The sequence below is a fragment of the Vibrio sp. La 4.2.2 genome (genome assembly GCF_027586995.1).
Classification (GTDB): domain Bacteria; phylum Pseudomonadota; class Gammaproteobacteria; order Enterobacterales; family Vibrionaceae; genus Vibrio; species Vibrio mediterranei.
The window spans coordinates 112,704-131,468 of sequence record NZ_JAPPTJ010000006.1 but is presented as its reverse complement, the minus strand read 5'-3'; the positions used below and the strand labels follow the sequence as shown (position 1 = coordinate 131,468).

Annotated in this window: 18 protein-coding genes; 9 read left to right on the top strand and 9 right to left on the bottom strand. The window is 44.4% G+C overall.

Going from position 1 to position 18,765, the window contains the following annotated elements; all coding sequences use genetic code 11:
- Positions 1 to 78: 78 nt before the first annotated feature.
- On the bottom strand, positions 79 to 837 hold the full coding sequence (locus OH456_RS15220; protein WP_031494283.1) for an alpha/beta fold hydrolase: 759 nt from the start codon (positions 835 to 837) through the stop codon (positions 79 to 81).
- A 93-nt stretch (positions 838 to 930) separates the two neighbouring features.
- Here OH456_RS15220 and seqA point away from each other — a divergent pair, with 93 nt between their 5' ends.
- The 6 genes from seqA (at position 931) to rlmM (ending at position 6,621) form a co-directional block, all read left to right on the top strand.
- Positions 931 to 1,461: a replication initiation negative regulator SeqA gene (gene seqA, locus OH456_RS15215; RefSeq protein ID WP_171389018.1), complete on the top strand. Its 531-nt coding sequence runs from the start codon at positions 931 to 933 to the stop codon at positions 1,459 to 1,461.
- A 91-nt stretch (positions 1,462 to 1,552) separates the two neighbouring features.
- Positions 1,553 to 3,199, top strand: coding sequence for a phosphoglucomutase (alpha-D-glucose-1,6-bisphosphate-dependent) (gene pgm, locus OH456_RS15210; RefSeq protein ID WP_270033780.1), 1,647 nt, complete (start codon positions 1,553 to 1,555; stop codon positions 3,197 to 3,199).
- A gap of 400 nt (positions 3,200 to 3,599) precedes the next feature.
- Positions 3,600 to 4,508, top strand: coding sequence for a transcriptional regulator GcvA (locus OH456_RS15205; RefSeq protein ID WP_038225434.1), 909 nt, complete (start codon positions 3,600 to 3,602; stop codon positions 4,506 to 4,508).
- A complete protein-coding gene (locus OH456_RS15200; protein ID WP_063606054.1) occupies positions 4,501 to 5,124 on the top strand; it encodes an alpha/beta family hydrolase in 624 nt (207 codons plus the stop codon). Before OH456_RS15205 ends, OH456_RS15200 begins: the two co-directional genes overlap by 8 nt.
- Positions 5,117 to 5,533: a DUF423 domain-containing protein gene (locus OH456_RS15195; protein WP_031493794.1), complete on the top strand. Its 417-nt coding sequence runs from the start codon at positions 5,117 to 5,119 to the stop codon at positions 5,531 to 5,533. Before OH456_RS15200 ends, OH456_RS15195 begins: the two co-directional genes overlap by 8 nt.
- On the top strand, positions 5,530 to 6,621 hold the full coding sequence (gene rlmM, locus OH456_RS15190; RefSeq protein ID WP_124940690.1) for a 23S rRNA (cytidine(2498)-2'-O)-methyltransferase RlmM: 1,092 nt from the start codon (positions 5,530 to 5,532) through the stop codon (positions 6,619 to 6,621). The genes OH456_RS15195 and rlmM overlap by 4 nt, the downstream gene beginning before the upstream one ends.
- A 13-nt stretch (positions 6,622 to 6,634) precedes the next feature.
- Here rlmM and xni read toward each other — a convergent pair whose 3' ends face one another.
- From xni to queF, 5 genes are all read right to left on the bottom strand, one after another.
- On the bottom strand, positions 6,635 to 7,417 hold the full coding sequence (gene xni / locus OH456_RS15185) for a flap endonuclease Xni (protein ID WP_006075688.1): 783 nt from the start codon (positions 7,415 to 7,417) through the stop codon (positions 6,635 to 6,637).
- Between the two features lie 63 nt (positions 7,418 to 7,480).
- Entirely contained in the window at positions 7,481 to 8,842 is a 1,362-nt protein-coding gene (ppnN, locus tag OH456_RS15180) for a nucleotide 5'-monophosphate nucleosidase PpnN (RefSeq protein WP_031496516.1), read from the bottom strand.
- 290 nt (positions 8,843 to 9,132) lie between these two features.
- Positions 9,133 to 10,701, bottom strand: coding sequence for a diguanylate cyclase domain-containing protein (locus tag OH456_RS15175; RefSeq protein WP_333482763.1), 1,569 nt, complete (start codon positions 10,699 to 10,701; stop codon positions 9,133 to 9,135).
- Positions 10,702 to 10,805: 104 nt separating this feature from the next.
- Positions 10,806 to 13,070 (bottom strand): tetratricopeptide repeat protein, encoded by a 2,265-nt coding sequence (locus tag OH456_RS15170; protein ID WP_006075399.1) that lies wholly within the window; start codon positions 13,068 to 13,070, stop codon positions 10,806 to 10,808.
- Between the two features lie 30 nt (positions 13,071 to 13,100).
- Positions 13,101 to 13,946, bottom strand: a complete 846-nt coding sequence (gene queF / locus OH456_RS15165) for an NADPH-dependent 7-cyano-7-deazaguanine reductase QueF (RefSeq protein WP_252038750.1) — start codon at positions 13,944 to 13,946, stop codon at positions 13,101 to 13,103.
- 110 nt (positions 13,947 to 14,056) lie between these two features.
- On the opposite strand from queF, the gene syd reads away from it, so the two are divergent.
- Positions 14,057 to 14,602 (top strand): SecY-interacting protein, encoded by a 546-nt coding sequence (gene syd / locus OH456_RS15160; RefSeq protein ID WP_038225426.1) that lies wholly within the window; start codon positions 14,057 to 14,059, stop codon positions 14,600 to 14,602.
- A 2-nt stretch (positions 14,603 to 14,604) separates the two neighbouring features.
- Positions 14,605 to 15,381 carry a Zn-ribbon-containing protein gene (locus tag OH456_RS15155; protein ID WP_031493175.1) on the top strand — a complete coding sequence of 259 codons (777 nt, stop codon included), beginning with the start codon at positions 14,605 to 14,607 and terminating at the stop codon, positions 15,379 to 15,381.
- A gap of 86 nt (positions 15,382 to 15,467) precedes the next feature.
- Here OH456_RS15155 and OH456_RS15150 read toward each other — a convergent pair whose 3' ends face one another.
- Genes OH456_RS15150 through metN form a run of 3 tightly spaced genes read right to left on the bottom strand, consistent with a single transcriptional unit; the run spans position 15,468 to position 18,012 of the window.
- Positions 15,468 to 16,277 carry a MetQ/NlpA family lipoprotein gene (locus tag OH456_RS15150; RefSeq protein ID WP_006075395.1) on the bottom strand — a complete coding sequence of 270 codons (810 nt, stop codon included), beginning with the start codon at positions 16,275 to 16,277 and terminating at the stop codon, positions 15,468 to 15,470.
- 33 nt (positions 16,278 to 16,310) lie between these two features.
- On the bottom strand, positions 16,311 to 16,988 hold the full coding sequence (locus OH456_RS15145; protein ID WP_006075394.1) for a methionine ABC transporter permease: 678 nt from the start codon (positions 16,986 to 16,988) through the stop codon (positions 16,311 to 16,313).
- On the bottom strand, positions 16,978 to 18,012 hold the full coding sequence (gene metN, locus OH456_RS15140) for a methionine ABC transporter ATP-binding protein MetN (RefSeq protein ID WP_006075393.1): 1,035 nt from the start codon (positions 18,010 to 18,012) through the stop codon (positions 16,978 to 16,980). The genes OH456_RS15145 and metN overlap by 11 nt, the downstream gene beginning before the upstream one ends.
- A gap of 199 nt (positions 18,013 to 18,211) precedes the next feature.
- Here metN and gmhB point away from each other — a divergent pair, with 199 nt between their 5' ends.
- Positions 18,212 to 18,763, top strand: a complete 552-nt coding sequence (gene gmhB / locus OH456_RS15135) for a D-glycero-beta-D-manno-heptose 1,7-bisphosphate 7-phosphatase (RefSeq protein ID WP_270033775.1) — start codon at positions 18,212 to 18,214, stop codon at positions 18,761 to 18,763.
- Positions 18,764 to 18,765: the final 2 nt, after the last annotated feature.

The following is an 18,765-nucleotide window of genomic DNA, read 5'->3' as shown; positions in this document are numbered from 1 at the left end:
TGCTTGCGCGGAACTATACCACTGTTGTTCGATAAAGTTAATGCGTGCTCGCAGTCGAGTAATGGTTTGACGTCAAATTTAGATAAATTTGCGTATAGCTCTTAGTACTTCTGCCGGTTTTTCTGCATGAAGCCAATGCCCAGTATTGGCAATAACATGCGCTTTGGCATTTGAAAATTGAGCTTGTATCAAAGGCTGATGTTCGGCCGTGAGGTAATCTGAGTCTCCGCCTTTAATAAATAAAATCGGAACATTACTTTTCTCAATTGGTTGCCAGCTCAAGATAGCTAAGTAGTTACGCTTCAAACTCTCAACATTAAAACGCCAAGCAAGATAGTCATCCTGTTTATACAAAGATTTACCAAGAAATTGGCGAACCCCTTCCATTTCGATGTGTTGACTCATCAGTCCCATAGCATCGGCGCGCGACGTTGGCTTACTGGCAATCACCGCGTCTAGTCCAGACAATACATTGTCATGTCTGCGCACAGTGTACTCGACTGGAGACATGTCCATCACAATCAGTTTTGAAAGTGGATAATCAAAATCACACAAACGCATAGCAACTTTGCCACCCATTGAATGACCGATGACAATTGGCTTAGTGATATCTAATGACTCAAGCAGTTGCACCACATCTTGAGCCATCAAGGTGTAGTTATGATCATCGCTATGGAAAGAACGACCATGGTTACGTAGGTCGATACTAATGACATCAAAGTCTTGTTTTAGGTCTCTAGCCAAAACACCAAGGTTGTTCAAGTCTCCGAACAGACCGTGGATGAGGACGACAGGTAAGCCTTGACCTTCTCTTTTATAGTTCAATAAAGCTGACATTTTTCTGTTATTCGTGATGTGTTTAACGTAGAGGTTCATCGCGGAACTCGTTATAATCACCCAGAGTTTAAACATAGAGACTGTGAAAAGCGAATGAAAACAATTGAGGTTGATGAGGATCTATACCGTTATATTGCAAGCCAGACCCACCACATTGGCGAAAGTGCTTCAGATATCTTACGACGTTTATTAAAGGTAGATGCAGCCGAAACGGAACAGAAACCAGCTGCCGCTAAAACTATCGTCGTTAGTAAAGAGAACCCTCAGGTAGAGGCGGTAGATTCAGTAAAAGAAATGCGCTCACTGCTGATTTCTGACGAGTTTGCTGGATTGAAAAAAGCTATCGATAGATTTATGTTGGTACTATCAACTCTGCATCGCTTAAATCCAGAAGGCTTCTCTGAAGCTTCACAAGTTAAAGGTCGCAAACGCGTTTATTTCGCAAATAATGAAGCGGCTTTGCTAGAAAGCGGCAATACGACTAAGCCGAAAGCAATTCCTAATACCCCTTTCTGGGTTATCACCAACACTAATACCAGTCGTAAAAGGCAAATGGTGGAGCAGGTGATGACCATGATGGATTATCCCGCCGAACTCATCGAAAAAGTGACGGCATCCATCTAAGATTTCGATTCAAACCTCATAATGTTCATATTGAAACGAGTATTATGAGGTTTTTTTTATTTTTAAGCTTAATTTTGAAAGGACGTCTGTTATGGCTATACACCCACGCGCGGGCCAAAAGGCTCAGCAAGAAGACCTGCATAATATTCCTGCGCTCGTTGCTAATTACTTTTTAATTCAACCTGAAGCTGGCAACCAAGCACAAAGTGTGCAATTTGGTACTTCCGGTCACCGTGGTTGCGCTGACAAAGCAACCTTCAATGAAAACCACATTTTAGCAATAGCGCAAGCTGTTGCTGAAGTTCGTGCAGAAAAGGGCACTACAGGTCCACTTTTCGTAGGTAAAGATACTCACGCATTGTCAGAGCCTGCATTCTCAACTGTCGTTGAAGTGCTTGTAGCAAACGGCGTTACTGTTATCGCTCAAGAGAACAATGGCTACACCCCAACACCGGGTATTTCTCACGCTATTCTTACTCATAACTTAGCAAATGCGGATAAAGCGGATGGTATTGTTATCACACCATCGCATAACCCACCGCAAGATGGTGGCATCAAGTACAACCCAACGCATGGCGGTCCAGCAGAAGCAGAACTTACTCAGGCTATTGAGGATCGTGCTAACGACATCATTGCTAATGAAATGAAAGACGTGAAACGTCTTCCTATTGCAGTAGCAAAAACTCTGCCTTTATTCCAAGAGCGTGACCTTGTTAAGCCGTACATCGATGACTTGGTAAATGTGATTGATATGGAAGCGATTCAGAAGTCAAACCTGAAAATCGGCGTTGATCCATTAGGTGGTTCAGGTATCGATTATTGGCGTCAAATTGCCAGCGCTTACAACTTGGATCTGACGTTAGTCAGCGAAGCGGTAGACCCATCATTCCAGTTTATGTCTTTAGATAAAGACGGCGTGGTTCGCATGGACTGTTCATCACCTTATGCGATGGCGGGATTACTGGCGCTTAAAGATGACTACGATTTAGCATTTGGTAATGACCCAGATTATGACCGACACGGTATTGTGACGCCAAAAGGCCTAATGAACCCGAACCACTATTTGGCTGTTTGTATCGACTATCTCTACCGTCATCGTAGCCAGTGGCGTGACGATGTGGCAGTAGGTAAGACGCTAGTATCGAGTGCGCTAATTGACCGTGTGGTTGCCGACCTTGGCCGCACACTGTGTGAAGTACCTGTGGGCTTTAAGTGGTTTGTAGATGGTCTGTATAACGGCGAGTTTGGCTTCGGTGGTGAAGAAAGTGCTGGTGCGTCCTTCTTACGTAAAGACGGAACGCCATGGTCAACGGACAAAGACGGTATCATCCTTTGCTTGCTAGCTGCTGAAATTACCGCGGTAACGGGTAAGAATCCACAAGAGTACTACGAAGAGCTGGCAGCGAAGCACGGTGAATCTAAGTACAACCGTATTCAAGCTGTTGCCAACACTGAACAAAAGAATGTACTTAAGAAACTGTCTCCAGAAATGGTAGCGGCAGAAACGTTAGCTGGTGATGCCATCACAGCTCGTTTGACGCACGCTCCAGGTAACGGTGCTGCAATCGGCGGTCTGAAAGTGACGACAGAAAACGGCTGGTTTGCGGCTCGTCCGTCAGGCACAGAGGACATCTATAAGATTTATTGTGAAAGCTTCAAAGGTGAAGAGCATTTGAAACTGATCGAGGCAGAAGCGCAAGAAATCGTCAATCAGGTGTTTGCCGCGGCAGGTCTGTAATCTTAATCTGATAGATTAACGATTAGTTCTACTATTAATAATATTGTAATAAGCGGTCGCAAATTGCGGCCGTTTTTTTATGCAATAGTTTCGAATAAAACGCAGATAAAAAAACACCGCCATTTAGGCGGTGTAAGAAAATTTGACAGACAGGTCAAAAATACAGGAAGTACACACATCGACTAGGGGATAACTAGCCAAAGTGTGGTGGTAGAATCTACCTAACTCGAAAATCGAGATTGCAAACACAACATCGCAAGCGCAAGTCAATTGATTCTACAGAGAATCAAGCCGTTCAGACTCGCGTTTGCGGGATGAAATATAGAATTTCTCTGGCTGTTCGGCAATGGACAATTTATAATGTTTCAGATTAAAAAAACTAATGCTTTAGAGAGTCGCTATGTCTAGACGTTTGCCTCCACTTAACTCGCTAAAAGTTTTCGAAGCTGCAGCGCGCCATTTGAGTTTTACTCGCGCAGCCGAAGAACTGTTTGTGACCCAAGCTGCGGTCAGTCATCAGATTAAAGCCCTTGAAGAATTCTTGGGATTAAAACTGTTTCGTCGCCGTAATCGTTCATTATTACTTACCGAAGAAGGGCAAGGGTATTTTCTTGATATCAAAGATATATTTACCTCTTTAGCCGAAGCGACAGATAAGGTGTTAGAGCGAAGCGAAAAAGGTGCGTTGACCATCAGCTTACCGCCGAGCTTTGCGATTCAGTGGTTGGTTCCTAGGCTTGCTGACTTTAATGAGCAAGAACCTGACATTGATGTGCGCATAAAGGCGGTGGACATGGATGAGGGTTCGCTAACGGATGACGTTGACGTAGCGATTTACTACGGTCGCGGCAATTGGCCTGGTTTACGTGCTGATAAGCTCTATCAGGAGTTTTTGGTGCCACTCTGCTCTCCAGCACTGTTACTTGGCAATAAGCCTTTAGATGCGCTATCCGATTTGTCAAAACACACCTTATTGCATGATACCTCTCGTAAAGACTGGAAGCAGTTTGCGAAACAAAACGAGATTGATGGCGTAAATGTGAATCATGGCCCGATATTCAGTCACTCGACTATGGTGCTGCAAGCTGCGGCACATGGGCAAGGGATTGCTTTAGGGAATAACGTATTAGCCCAACCCGAGCTTGATGCTGGGCGATTGATTGCTCCGTTTGATGAAGTACTGGTCACCAAGAATGCGTTTTACGTCGTGTGCCATGATAAACAAGCAGATATGGGACGTATCGCGACCTTTAGAGATTGGATGTTAGCTAAGGCACAGAGTGAGCAAGAGGAACTTCTGGATGAATAATGTTGTGTTTGATGGCCCAGAAAATGGACCACTGTTCTTATTTGCTCACGGTGCGGGCGCTGGAATGGACCACGAGTTCATGCAAGATGTCACCACGCGTTTGGCTGAAAAAGGGGTTCGCGTTGCTCGTTTCAATTTTCCTTATATGGAAAAACGTGCAATAGATGGCAAAAAACGCCCACCTGATCGTGCGCCTAAACTGTTAGAGGCGATGACTGCAGTCATAGAGGAAGTTGCTGATGGTCAGCCGATAGTGATTGGTGGTAAGTCGATGGGAGGACGCATGGCATCCATGCTATCTGAACATCCCATGGTTCAATCCATTGCTTGTCTAGGTTTCCCATTCCATCCTCCTGGTAAACCAGAAAATTATAAAGGCGCACATTTAGCGACGATCGATAAACCGATTCTTATTATCCAAGGAGAGCGAGATACGTTTGGGAAATTTGAAGAATTCGAACAGTTCGAGTTTTCAGACCAAGTCTCAACCAGCTTTATTCCCGATGGTGATCATAGCTTTAAGCCTCGCAAGTCTTCGGGGTTCACGGAAGCCCAAAATAGACAGTTAGCCGTAGATCGTCTCGCGTTGTTTATCAAAGGGATCTCTGATGTCTAGCCGCTTTCTTGTCATAGTCGCTTCTATTTCGGGGCTGTTGAGTGTTGCGCTTGGAGCGTTTGCTGCCCACGGTTTGAAAAAGATACTGTCGCCTTATCTTATTGGCGTTTTCGAAACGGGCGTGACTTATCAGTTTATTCATACTTTAGCTATCTTACTGTGTGCTTTGTTGGCAACGATCGTTAGCAACCCTAATTCTCGAAAGGCATTTCATCGTGCTGCGATTTGCTTTATCATCGGCATCCTTTTCTTTAGCGGTAGTCTATACGCCTTAGCGCTAACAGGGGTGAAGTGGTTTGGACCTATCACTCCAATGGGCGGCGTGATGTTTATGGTAGGTTGGGTATTTCTCGCCTACGCTGGATATCAGATGACTGACGAAACAACCAAAGATGGAGTCAATCAGTGAAACAAGTAATGCTTTATTGCCGCTCTGGATTCGAGAAAGAGTGTGCAGGTGAGATTCAAGACAAAGCGAATGCCATTGAAGTATTCGGCTTCCCTAGAGTGAAGAATAACTCTGGCTATGTGATATTTGAATGTTACCAAGCAGGCGATGCAGATAGATTGATTCGTGAGATCGATTTCCAATCACTGATTTTTGCTCGTCAAATGTTTGCCATCGCGAGTGAACTAGAGTCACTCCCAGCAGAAGACCGTATTACGCCGCTACTTGAGTCATTGGAGTCCATTGAGCAATTTCCTCGCTGTGGGGATTTACGTATTGAAACTCCTGACACTAATGAAGCGAAAGAGCTACTTAAGTTCTGTCGTAAGTTCACGGTGCCGGTTCGCCAAGCGATGCGTGGTAAAGGTTATCTGTTCAATAAAGAGCATAGTAAGAAGCCAGTGCTGCATATTTGCTTTATTCGTTCAGGACACTGCTTTGTTGGTTACTCCTATCCAGAAAATAGCTCAGCGTTTTTCATGGGTATCCCTCGTCTTAAGTTCCCGGTGGATGCGCCAAGTCGCTCAACATTAAAGCTTGAGGAAGCATTCCATGTCTTTATCCCTAAAGAAGAGTGGGATACTCGATTAGCATCAGGCATGTGGGGCGTTGATTTAGGTGCTTGTCCAGGCGGTTGGACGTATCAATTAGTACGTCGTTCGATGTTTGTTCATGCTATCGATAATGGCATGATGGCAGACAGCTTAATGAATACTGGTCAAGTGAAGCATCATCAAGTCGATGGTTTTAAGTTTGAGCCACCACGTAAAAACGTTACTTGGTTGGTGTGTGATATGGTTGAGAAACCAGCTCGTGTTGCTCATCTGATGGGCGAGTGGTTGATTCGTGGTTGGGCGAAAGAGACTATCTTTAACCTGAAGTTGCCAATGAAAGGTCGCTATGACGAGGTTCTTCAGGATATTGAAAACCTTAAGGTATTCTTAATCGAGAACAAGGTGAAGTTTAAGCTTCAAGCTAAGCACTTGTACCACGACCGTGAAGAAATCACAGTGCACATCCAAGTGCTATCCAACATCTCGCCACATTAAAGCGTATGGGGGCTTAAGACTGAGCGCTTGAGCCCTCGAATCTGATATCTTGTAAATTAAAGCCTAACTCAATGTCGGTTTTTAGTGCGGCAACCTGCTTACACTTTCTCGCCATTTCAATATGCTCATCTAACTTCTTACGGTATTTAGCTGCGAGGTCATCCGAGGTATAAGCCGACTCAATATCGGTGAACTGATTAAGGATTTCCTTGGCCGCTTTAGGTCCTACCCCAGCAACCCCAGGTACTTGTGATGAGCTGATTCCAGTTAACCCCCAGTAGTCGGCAAGTTGCTCCGGTTTGACCCCAAACTCTTGCTCAACAAATGGTGCGTCTAGCCAACGGTGTTGGAAATAATCGCGAATTTGTAATGTTGGCGAAAGTATCTGGCAATAGCCTTTATCTGTAGAAATAATGGTGACTTTCTCGTTGTGACTGGCTACTTTTACCGCCAAGGTCGCGACCAAGTCATCAGCTTCATCGCCTTCAGAAAGCAAGGAATCGATGCCTAATTGCCACCAAGCATCTTGTATTTTTTCCAAACCATTGAATAAAGGCTCAGGCATAGGTTTACGGTTTTGCTTGTATTCAGGAAGGATGTCAGCGCGCCAACCTCGATCCTGTTCATGATGGTCAAACACGGCAATGATATGCGTGGGTTTGGACTCGTCTAAAATGCGATGTAAGGTTCTCGACGTGGTTTGAATGGTTCTATCGATATCTGTTGGGTCGGGTTGAACCGCATGTACTCGGCGGATGAGATTGAGTGCATCGATGATAACGAGATGAATTGACATAAATTTAAGGCCACTTGAGAACGTGGCCTTATTGTAAATAATCTTCAGTTGAGTTTCAGTGTTTTATTCGCCGTTGGCGATTCGATAACATGGAACATACTCAGAACCCGGTAATTTCATGCGTTGTTGCGCCACGAAATCAGCTAACAATCGGTCCATTTTCTTCATTAATGATTTATCACCGTCAATGATAAATGGTCCATGTTTCTCTATCTCTTTGATGCCTTCAGCTTTAACGTTACCAGCCACGATGCCAGAAAACGCTTGGCGCAGGGCGGCTGCTAGGTTTTCAGGTCTTTGGTTAAGATGTAAATCTAACCCTGCCATATTTTCATGAGTGGGGTCGAACGGAAGTTGGAACTCAGGTTCAATATGCAGTGACCAGTTGTAGCTGTATGCATCGCCCGTTTTTTTACGATGTTCTTTTACCGTTGGCATCGCCTGTTTCATGATTTGTGCAGCTTTCTCTGGATTATCAATAATGATCTGATAATACTTCGTCGCTTCTTCACCAAGGGTCGAACGGACAAACTCATCAATGGAGCGGAAGTAGGCTTCGCTCTCTTTTGGACCTGTCAGGACGATTGGCATTGGCTGGTCGGCATTATTCGGATGCATCATGATACCAAGGATATATAGTAGTTCTTCCGCTGTCCCTGGACCACCTGGGAAAATAATAATACCGTGGGCAATTCGAACAAACGCTTCCAAGCGCTTTTCAATGTCGGGCATGATAACCAGCTCATTGACGATTGGGTTTGGTGGCTCGGCCGCAATAATTGATGGTTCGGTTAAACCTAGATAACGCTGCTCAGTATAACGCTGTTTGGCGTGACCAATCGCGGCTCCTTTCATTGGTCCTTCCATTGCGCCTGGACCACAACCAGTGCAGATATTAAGCTCTCGTAGACCAAGTTCGTTACCGACTTCTCGAGTGTACTGGTATTCTGTTGGGTTTATGGAGTGTCCGCCCCAACAGACAATCAAATTAGGTTCGATACCCGGAATCAATGTGCCCGCATTACGTAAGATACCAAACACTAAGTTAGTGATATGGGTAGAGTTGGTCAGGTTAAGTCGCTGACTATCGGCCAAGTGCATGTTGACGTATACGATGTCACGTAATACAGAGAAGAGGTGTTCTTGGATACTTTTGATAATATGACCATCCACGAATGCATGTTCTGGTGGATTGGCTAGTTCAAGTTTGATGCCGCGTTCACGGCGCATGACATTAACATCAAAAGTCTTATATTTGTCGAGCAGCTCTTTTGAGTTGTCGGTGTGGCTGCCGGAATTGAGTACCGCTAAGGTACAATTGCGATACAGTTGATAAAGGTCACTAGATGCGGTTTTTTTAAGACGCTCTACTTCTAGCTGAGACAGCAGGTCCATACTCCCTGCTGGGCTAATATGCGTGATCATAAGCATTTCCTTTTCTAGAACCGAAAGCGATTCATGTCTCGCTACTGTCTGTATTTGTTGGCTGAAAGCTTAAGAGTCAAATATCAGACAGTGAACCAATCGCCTTAGTTATTCGTGTTGTTATAGTTATTTGCGTTGCTATAGTTACTCGCGCTTTGCAGTCGGTCGCGTAGTTTTAGTTATTGGCTGTGGACTTAGTTCCAGCAATAGCTTCGGTTAAGTACACAGATAACTATTAGATTAGCAAATGTGACACAAGTTTCTATAACTATTTGAAAAATAAAAGAGGACTAGGGCTTCCAAGCCAATTGGTTAGGACCGAGTTTTTGAGTGTGTGCGATCGTTTTGTGTAAACGCTCAAGCACTTCATCTGGGGTGTCATTGTGACTAAAGGCCGTACTTGCTGCTGATAAAGTGATAGTGATCAGTTGGTCACGGAATTTGAATGGTAAGTTGCTGATTTTAGTTTGTATTTCTCTAACTTTAGCTTGGCAATAAGCTTCATTTTGCTCAGGCATAATCAGTACAAACTCTTCGCCAGAGAAGCGAGCAACGGTATCTGTCTTTGAAACTGTGCTTGAAATGGTTTTAGCGATTATTTTAAGAGCCTTATCTCCAGCGCTATAGCCAAAGTTGTGGTTTATGCTCTTAAACTTATCGATATCAAAGATAATAACCCAGAGTGGATGCTGATTCTTAAGCCAGCGACGATATTCGATCTCAAGTTTATCCAGCAATGCGGTACGATTGTAGACCTTAGTAAGGGGGTCTAACAGCATGCGTTTGGATTGATCCTCTAGGCGGCGTCGATAGTCTTGAGTGACATCGTAAAGTGACTCAAGCTGATTATTGCTGTGCGTCATTCTTTCTAACAAGGCTTGTTCACGAGCTTCGGCATGTTGCAGGCGCTCGGTTAGGGAAGCTAGTTGAGCAAACAATGGATTCATGGTTCGCTTAGCATCTTCTAAGTCTTGCAAGTTGGCGATACTGTTTTGTCCCGTAGTCACTAAATCACGGAGTTCTTTACTCATGATTTGTCGCTGCTCAAAGTAGATTTGATTCTGATCGAGGTTTTGAGCATTGCTTTTTAGTGAGGACGAAAGTGACGTATTTACTCGTTCTAAAAATTGCTCTGAGGTGCGACGCTCATATTTGGTGGCATCAATAACCAAACGTAGTACTTGTAAGGTCAGCTCGAGCAAGTTATTGCCTGAGGCATCAGTAAGTAGCTTAGAGCGAATTTCAAACAACTGCTCCCCAGGCTCACCGTCAAAATCAAGTTCTGTAATCAGGTTCTGAAGCTCGTCACCTAAGGTTAACAGTAAAGCGGAATCCGCACTGATTTCTGGTTCTTTGGAGGTTAACGCAGAGTTTGAGGTAATAATCTTGATGGCACGTTCATAAATTGCCAGCAGTTTCACCGCGTTATCAGTGAGTTTTAGTGAGTTGTTGTCGTTGTAAGCAAGGATGGAGCGCAGGTCACGCTTGATTTGAGCGGGTAGGCCAGCAACGCGCTGCAACGTTTCGCCACTGCGTCGAGTCTGCTCTTCCAATGAGCTTTGTTGTTTTTCCATGGCAACTGCCTTTTGACCGATCAGGCGCTCCAAAATAGCAAACTTTGGCACCAAACTACTGATGTCTTTGTTATGCTCTAACTCATGGCGTAATTCAATCAGTTTGTCATCAATTCGCGAGTGCGAACCAATATGGGCGTGACTTAAGGTACCAATAAAGCGTTTTAGAATGGTTTGCTCACGACGAGATTTCAGCGATGCATCTCGTTGAGCAACGCGTAATTGCTCCAACTGCATTCTAAGCTGATGGAGATTCTCCATTGTCTCGCTATCCTGTGAGCCCATAAATCCTATAAAAACAAACTAGTTGTCAAACTTATTGATGTATTGATTGATAATATCAAAAAACATCACAACGTCACGTAATCTTGCGTTCAAGTGCCGTATTTTTACTCACTAGTCAGTATTTTTTTGAACCCGTCCTCATTCTGAGAGGATGAGTGCACTTTTATTAGTCCTTGTTTTATAGCGGTTCGACATGCTTGTCGGATATCTTCAGTCGCTAAACTTGCAGCAGGTGCATTATCTATCGCCTTCAAATAAACCCAATGACTTTTACTTTCTTTCATACTGACATCACGTGCCATATGCGTGGCGATGAGTAAGATGTCAAGCAGCTCTTTATCATTGATGGCGGTGTAGGCTCGTGGCAAGAAGGGGTAGTTGGCCATGCCGACTCGGACGATACGATTGATGTTTCGATTTGGCTCAAATTCGTCCACCCAACTTTGAATTTCTTCGAATAAACTCTCTGCGGTTCGCGGCTTAATACTCGGTTCAATGTAGAGTAAGTTCGCGTCGGAGAAATGATAGATACGAGCGGGGCTTTCTATTTTGCTACGGATAAATTCACCAAATGCTCGTTCTAGTTCGAGACCCGATTTGTAACCGTTTTGAAGGTACATGTTTCTTAGGAACGGTACATCGATCATGACAAAACGAAGACGATCGCTTAGTGGCTCGTTAATGAGCTCACCAACCTGCCACTGTTCAAAGTAGCTTTGGGTACGCTGTAAAGAACTTGGTAAGTTAGCGTTCAATAAACGTAGGTTCGGTAAACCAGAGCGAGCATGGGTAAATAACGTGTCATTAAGTTCTTTTAACTCGGTTTTGTTACGTCGATAAACATAGAACAATCTCAGCCCCATCAGTGCCATGACAGAGAGGGCACAGAACAGACCAAAAGCGACTTTCTGGAACTTTTTCTGTTGCAGCAGTGCATCTTTGAGCTCTTGTTTTTGCGTTTCGTAGTGTAGGCCCTGTTCAACAAACTGTTTTTGTTGCCTGAAGGCGTCTTCACTTATTTGATTAAGCTGATCTTGCTGGTAAATGCGCAGCGAATTAGCTTTCTTAATTTCATCGAGTGCTTGTTGGTAGTGGCCTTGCTGTTCATGGCCTAACGCTAACAACTGGTATGCTTGCTGTTCTAGCGATGTTTGATTCAGGGATTTACTCAGCTCAAGTGCCTTGGTGGCATGTTCAATGACTTTGTCATTTTCTTGCTGGTGGTAAGCTAGTCCTGCGTACAATAGTGATGCACGCGCCTTAAGCGCCGGGTAATCGGCATAACTTAATAGGTTTTCTGCTCGGGTAAGATACTGCTCGGCAAGCGGATAGTTGTAGAGTTGCAAATACGTGGATGCCAAACTAATTCGAATATCGATGACTTTTTCGATATTTTTATCGGTTGCTTGGTGGTCGATAACATTAAAGTAATGCACTAAAGCCAAGTTGTATTTCCCTTGAAGGAAATAAATATCCCCCATGAGCTTTAACACATCCGCGAGGATAGGGGACTCAGGGTAATTGCCATAAAAATCGGCGGCTTGTGACAAGTGTTCAAGCGCTTTATCCAGTACCTGACGCTGCATGAATAACTGCGCTAGCAATTGGTTAATATGTGCCAGCTGATCGCTACTGTTCAGCTCGATTGCGGTCCAATAAGCGAGCAAGAGCTCAGATAGCGCTTCGTTGTAGCGTCGGTAGCGGAGGAAGTGGGTACCATAAGCGGTATGATATTCAACTTCCCATTTCGAAAGTTTATCTTGCGGTACGAATTCATTCGCCTTTTGATACATATGATTCGCGAGATCGTATTCATTTTCCGCCGAAGCTATCTCTGCTTGTAAGATTTTGATGCGGTAGCTGGTGCGGTTAGCAATGCTTTGGCCTTTACGAATCGCCTCAAGGTCTTTTTCTATAGTCTTGAGCGCATCTAACGCCTTTGCCCCTTCGCTGTCTGTCAGCCATAGTAAACGTGTCTTGAGAATACGTACATCCAATTCTAAGAACAGCAAGTGATATTGCTTGGTCATTGACTCGGCTTTATCTAAGCCTTGCAACGCCTCGCGGACTCGCCCCAAGTTAAACTGGGCTTGAGAAGCGATGATTAACGCATTCACCGTACTTAATGGCGTTCGAATGCGTTGGTCGGTATCGTCACGAGATAGGTTTGGAAGGCGATCATCATTGGGCTCTGCAAAACTGCGGTTTGTCAGGTAGTCGGTCGCGATTTCTAGCGCTTTGCTGGGCTCAATTTCGACCAACTTATCCGCCTCAACCAAGAGGGGAGAAGTAAAAGACGACGTTGCATTCGCCACACTACTTAGAAGCGCTGCAAAAATCCCTAATACAACCCAAAATTTAGAGCCCATGAAAGTGTCCATTTCCTGAAGTTTAAAAGGTTACTGTCTTGCCATACGAGCATTATGCTCAGGTGCTTGATATTGATTAGAACGGTATGGGTTGATGTCTAAACCACCGCGACGAGTGTATCTTGCATACACAGTTAACTTAGTTGGATTACAGTATTGCATCAAATCAGTGAAAATACGTTCGACACACTGTTCGTGGAATTCGTTGTGTTCGCGGAAGGACACTAAGTAGCGCAGTAACGCTTCTCGATCTATCTTTGCGCCTTGATATTGTATTTCCACGCTGCCCCAATCTGGCTGATTAGTGATCAAGCAATTTGATTTTAGCAGATGGCTATGAAGCGCTTCCTCAACGATTTCATCACCCGCAGCGTCTTTAAGAAGCTCTGCATCAAATTCGTAGTTATCGATGGCAATATCCTGGTCATCAATACATTCGCCTGCCATACCTACGATTTTGGTATTTTCGAAATCCGCGACAGGGGTCAGTTTGACACTGACCGTTTCGCCTGCGCAGTTAGACAGATCAGTTACAATTGTGGACTGCACTTGCTCCCAAGTTGCAAATCGCGTTTGATTGTAGCTATTCAAATACAGTTTGAATGACTTCGACTCGATAAGGTTTGCACTCGTAGCTGGAATGGACACTTCACCGACCGCGACTTGAGGTAAACCTTTAGCATTGAGCCATGAGATTTCATATAGCGTCCAAATATCACACCCTTGGAATGGCAGAGTTTTCCCTAGTTCAAGGTCATCACGATTTAAGCTTCTCGGCACTGGTTGCAATAAAGTGGCATCGTAGTGATTGGCGTACTCGGTTTTTTGGCCGAGGGTGAGACCTGAAAGCTCTTTAGCGTTGGAATATTTGCTCATAATTGTGTGATATTTCGATTAGAATAAGCTGAATTTTACGAGATCCCTGAATAGCTGTCATCCTTTGTCGTGGTAAAACGCGTTGTAAGCGAAGGATAACTGGAGAGAATATGAATCAAAGTGTACAACAAGCTTTGGAGGCGTTTTCAAAACGCTATCAACAAGCATGGCAAGAAAAACATCAAACACTTCCTGCTAGTGAAGAATTGCATGGATTAGTTTCCCCATGTATTGATAGCAAAGACGAGCAACAGGTTTATTGGACACATTGTCTTCGCGATGCTCCTGAGATGCTCGAAAACATCGAGCAAGGTATTGAGTTGAGCCTTCACGATGACATTAAAGGTTTTTACGGCCATCAATATAGTGCTGATATGGAAGCAACTTGGCAGGGTAACGAACTGACCTTACTGCAAGTTTGGAGTGACGATGATTTTACTCGTTTGCAAGAAAATATCTTGGGCCACTTGGTGACACAAAGAAGGTTGAAGCTTAAGCCTACGGTATTTATCGCGGCAACCGATGCCGATATGGACGTGATTTCAATCTGCAACATCACTGGAAATGTCATTCTGGAGCGTTTGGGTACCGATAGAAGAGATGTGATTGCTGAAGATATCGTCACTTTCCTCGATGGATTGGAGCCTAACGTTTAATTATGTATGTTGTTGAGCTTCATTTTGAGTGTTTTGATAACACCACCATCAGCGCAGTAGAAAAAGGTATTAATGGCCTGATGGATGCGCTGCGATATAACGGTCAGGTATTAGGGCGTGAATTTCCCATAGTGATGGGGGAAGGGGAGTTTTTTGTACGAGCTGTGTGTCCTGAACAAGAAAGCCTACATCCCAAACATCACTCTGATTTTGTGAAAGTCTGCCTCAAGCGTTTATCAGAGGCATGCCTGCTCGCACCTAAAGTAAGATTATTGGGACGCGATATTAACTCAGAGCAAGCGGCAGAAGATGAAGTACCAAGTTGGCAAGTGCTTTATACCACCTATGTGCACACTTGTTCTCCACTTCGAAGTGGTGAGACCTTATTGCCTATTCCGCTCTACCGAAACCCTCCGACTCTAAATGGAGACCATAAGTCGGTCATTAAATGGCAAACCGAATGGCAAGCTTGCGATGAGATTCAGATGGCAGGAGGATGTAAAGCTGAGCATGCCGCATTACGAGAGCTATCGGACATTGGTAGTGATATTTTCCGTCGTGGTTGGGATATTCGTGGCCGCATTGAGTACATTACACAAATTCCAACCTATTACTATCTCTACAAAGTTGGTGGTAAGGATCTAGCAGAAGAGAAAGCTCGCAAATGCCCTAAATGTGGTGGTGAATGGCTACTTGATGAGCCTTTGCATGACATTTTCTACTTCAAATGCGATACCTGCCGAATAGTGTCGAATATTTCTTGGGATCATCTGAAGTAAAACAGTTTGAACGCAGGGTTTAGAAAGTAAAAAAGGTTGAAGCGAGATGCTTCAACCTTTTTTGTATCTGAATTAAAAGCGAGTCATTACCAGCCTTTAACAACACCACCTTGGAAGATATCAGAAGCGGCGTTGTAGACTTCGTCAGTTTGGTATGCTTTAACGAAGTTTTGTACATTTTCAGCGTTTACATTGTCTTCACGAGCTACGATAAGGTTTACGTATGGCGACTCTTTATCTTCAACAAATACGCCGTCTTTTTGAGGTGTTAGGTTGATAGAGCTAGCGTACGTAGTGTTAATGACTGACAGCGCAACATCGTCGAGTGAACGTGGAAGTTGAGCCGCGTCAAGCTCAACGATAGTGATGTTTTTCGGATTGCTCTCGATGTCACGAACGGTAGCCAGTAGACCAACGCCATCACGTAGCGTGATCAGACCTTGTTGCTCAAGAAGCAGTAGAGAACGACCTAGGTTTGTTGGATCGTTTGGTACTGCAATGCGAGCACCATCTTGGATCTCATCCACAGACTTTACTTGCTTAGAGTAGCCTGCGATAGGGTAGACAAATGTGTTGCCTGCAACAGTCAGCTTATAGTTGCGGTCAGCAATTTGTTGATCCAAATATGGCTTATGTTGGAATGCGTTGATATCAATAGAGCCATCATCTAACGCTGCGTTTGGCGTCACGTAATCTGTGAAGGTAACCAACTCAACATCAAGGTTGTATTTTTCTTTTGCTACTTTCGCTGCTACTTCTGCAACCTGTGCTTCTGCACCGGCCATAACACCAACTTTGATTTTGCTAGTATCGGCTTCTTTCTCACCACAACCGGCTAGAACGAGTGCAGACGCTGCTGCTGCGATTGCGAGTAAATTCTTAACGTTGAATTTCATGACTCTCTCCTTGTTATAAATCTAAAACTTCAATTATCTGTGGTCTACGCGGCGCACAATAGCGTCGCCAATAGACTGAATAATTTGTACTAATACGATGAGCATGACGACAGTAACTGCCATGATAACCACATCATATCGGTGGAATCCGTAACGTATCGCGACATCACCAAGACCACCGCCACCGACTGTGCCAGCCATTGCTGAGTAGCTTACAAGTGTCACTAATGTAATTGTCACTGAATTGACAATAGTCGGTAATGCTTCAGGAAGCAGCACTTTGGTAATAATTTGATAAGGGGTAGCACCCATTGACTGCGCCGCTTCCACTAAGCCCGTTGGAACTTCAAGCAAGGCGCCTTCAATTAAACGAGCGACAAATGGAATAGCCCCTACTGTTAATGGCACGATGGCTGCAGTTGTACCAATAAAGGTACCGATGAGCATTTTGGTCACTGGAATGATGGCGACCATTAACACTAAGAATGGTACAGAACGGCCTACGTTGACTATGGCACCTAGCACACTATTTAGGCGTGGATTTTCCAGCAAGCCACCTTTCTTCGTTGTATGGAGAATCACCCCTAGCGGAATACCTACTGCGAAGCCAACAATGCCAGCAACAGCGACCATGTAGAGCGTTTCCCATGTCGCGCCGAGCAGTAGATTGCTATTAAGTGATAGCCATTCAGAGACAGTATTAAAGGACATAGCCAAGTACCTCTACTTTTACATTGTGGTCACGAAGGTATTGGATTGCTGCATTATCATCGCTTTCATTACCGAATAACTCAGCGACCATCATGCCAAATTTAACCCCACCGGCATAATCAAGATCTGAGCTGAGAATGCTCACATCAATGTTGTATTTGCGCGCAATTTGCGTCATTAGCGGTGCGTCAACGGTTGCTCCAGTGAACTCAAGGCGTACCAGTGGGTAACTGCCTTCAACTCGTTCGGTTTGCAAGCGAGCTTGATAATCTTCCGGAATAGAAAGATCCAGTGTGGAGCGAATAAATTCGTGCGCGAGCTCGGTTTTAGGATGAGCGAAGATTTCGCCCACAGTGCCTTTCTCTACAAGGCGACCATCACCAATGATTGCCACTTCATGGCAGATGCTTTTCACCACATCCATTTCATGAGTAATAAGTAACATGGTGATTTTAAGCTTACGGTTAATTTCTTTGAGCAGTTCAAGAATAGACTGAGTCGTCGCTGGGTCTAGTGCGCTCGTCGCTTCATCGCATAGGAGAACTTTAGGATCAGAAGCCAAGGCTCGAGCAATGGCGACGCGCTGCTTTTGTCCGCCACTCAGGTTAGCCGGATAGGTGTCACGCTTGTCGGCAAGGCCTACTAATTTAAGCAGTTCAGAGACTTTGTTCTCAATATCAGAGCTCGCTTTACCTGCAAGTTCAAGTGGTAACGCGACGTTCTCAAATACGGTACGAGATGAAAGCAGATTAAAGTGCTGAAAGATCATGCCAATATTGCGGCGCGTTTCGCTGAGCTCTGACTTGGACAGTTTAGTCAGGTCAATACCATCAACAATGACTGCTCCAGACGTCGGTGCTTCTAGCATGTTAACGCAACGAATCAGGGTACTTTTCCCTGCACCGGACGAGCCAATCACACCAAAGATGGTGCCTTCTGCAATATGAAGGTTAATATCAGACAAAGCATTGATTTCCTTTGTCCCTTGATAAAACACTTTGTTTACCTGATTAATTTCGATCATCTAAGCAACCTAAACCCAATGAGTAGCATAAAAGTTTGAACTACATCTCAATTGATAGAAGATGCTATGGGTTTCACCGATTTGTGTCAATAGATATTTTTACGTCTAGACGTCTAAACGGCATTTTCATAGTGATGTGGATATAAAAGCATGTAATAATTCATGTCATTAGCACTTATCTAGAGCAAGAGAGTAACCTGTGGCAAAACCAGCTGTGTTTTTAGACCGTGATGGCGTAATCAATATCGACCATGGCTATGTAAGCGATGAACATGACTTCGAATATGTTGAAGGTGTGTTTGAAGCGACCAAGCAGTTACAAGATATGGGCTACATGCTCGTGCTAGTAACGAACCAGTCAGGGATCGCTCGTGGGATGTTCTCAGAAGACCGCTTTTTGTCTCTAACTCAATGGATGGACTGGAATTTCTCAGATAATGGCGTCGAATTTGACGGTATTTACTACTGCCCTCATCATCCAGAGCACGGTGTTGGTGACTACAAACAAGATTGTGATTGTCGCAAACCAAAGCCGGGAATGTTCATTTCGGCAAGAGATTTTCTCAAGATAGATATGGCTAAATCCGTTATGGTGGGTGACAAAGCAGAAGATATGATGGCGGCTGAAGCGGCTGGTGTGGGTACTAAGATTTTGGTGCGTACAGGTAAGCCTGTTACTGAGCGCGGTGAGTCCATTGCGACTACTGTTCTTGATAGTATCCGCGATGTACCAGCGTATCTTGCTAAATAGAC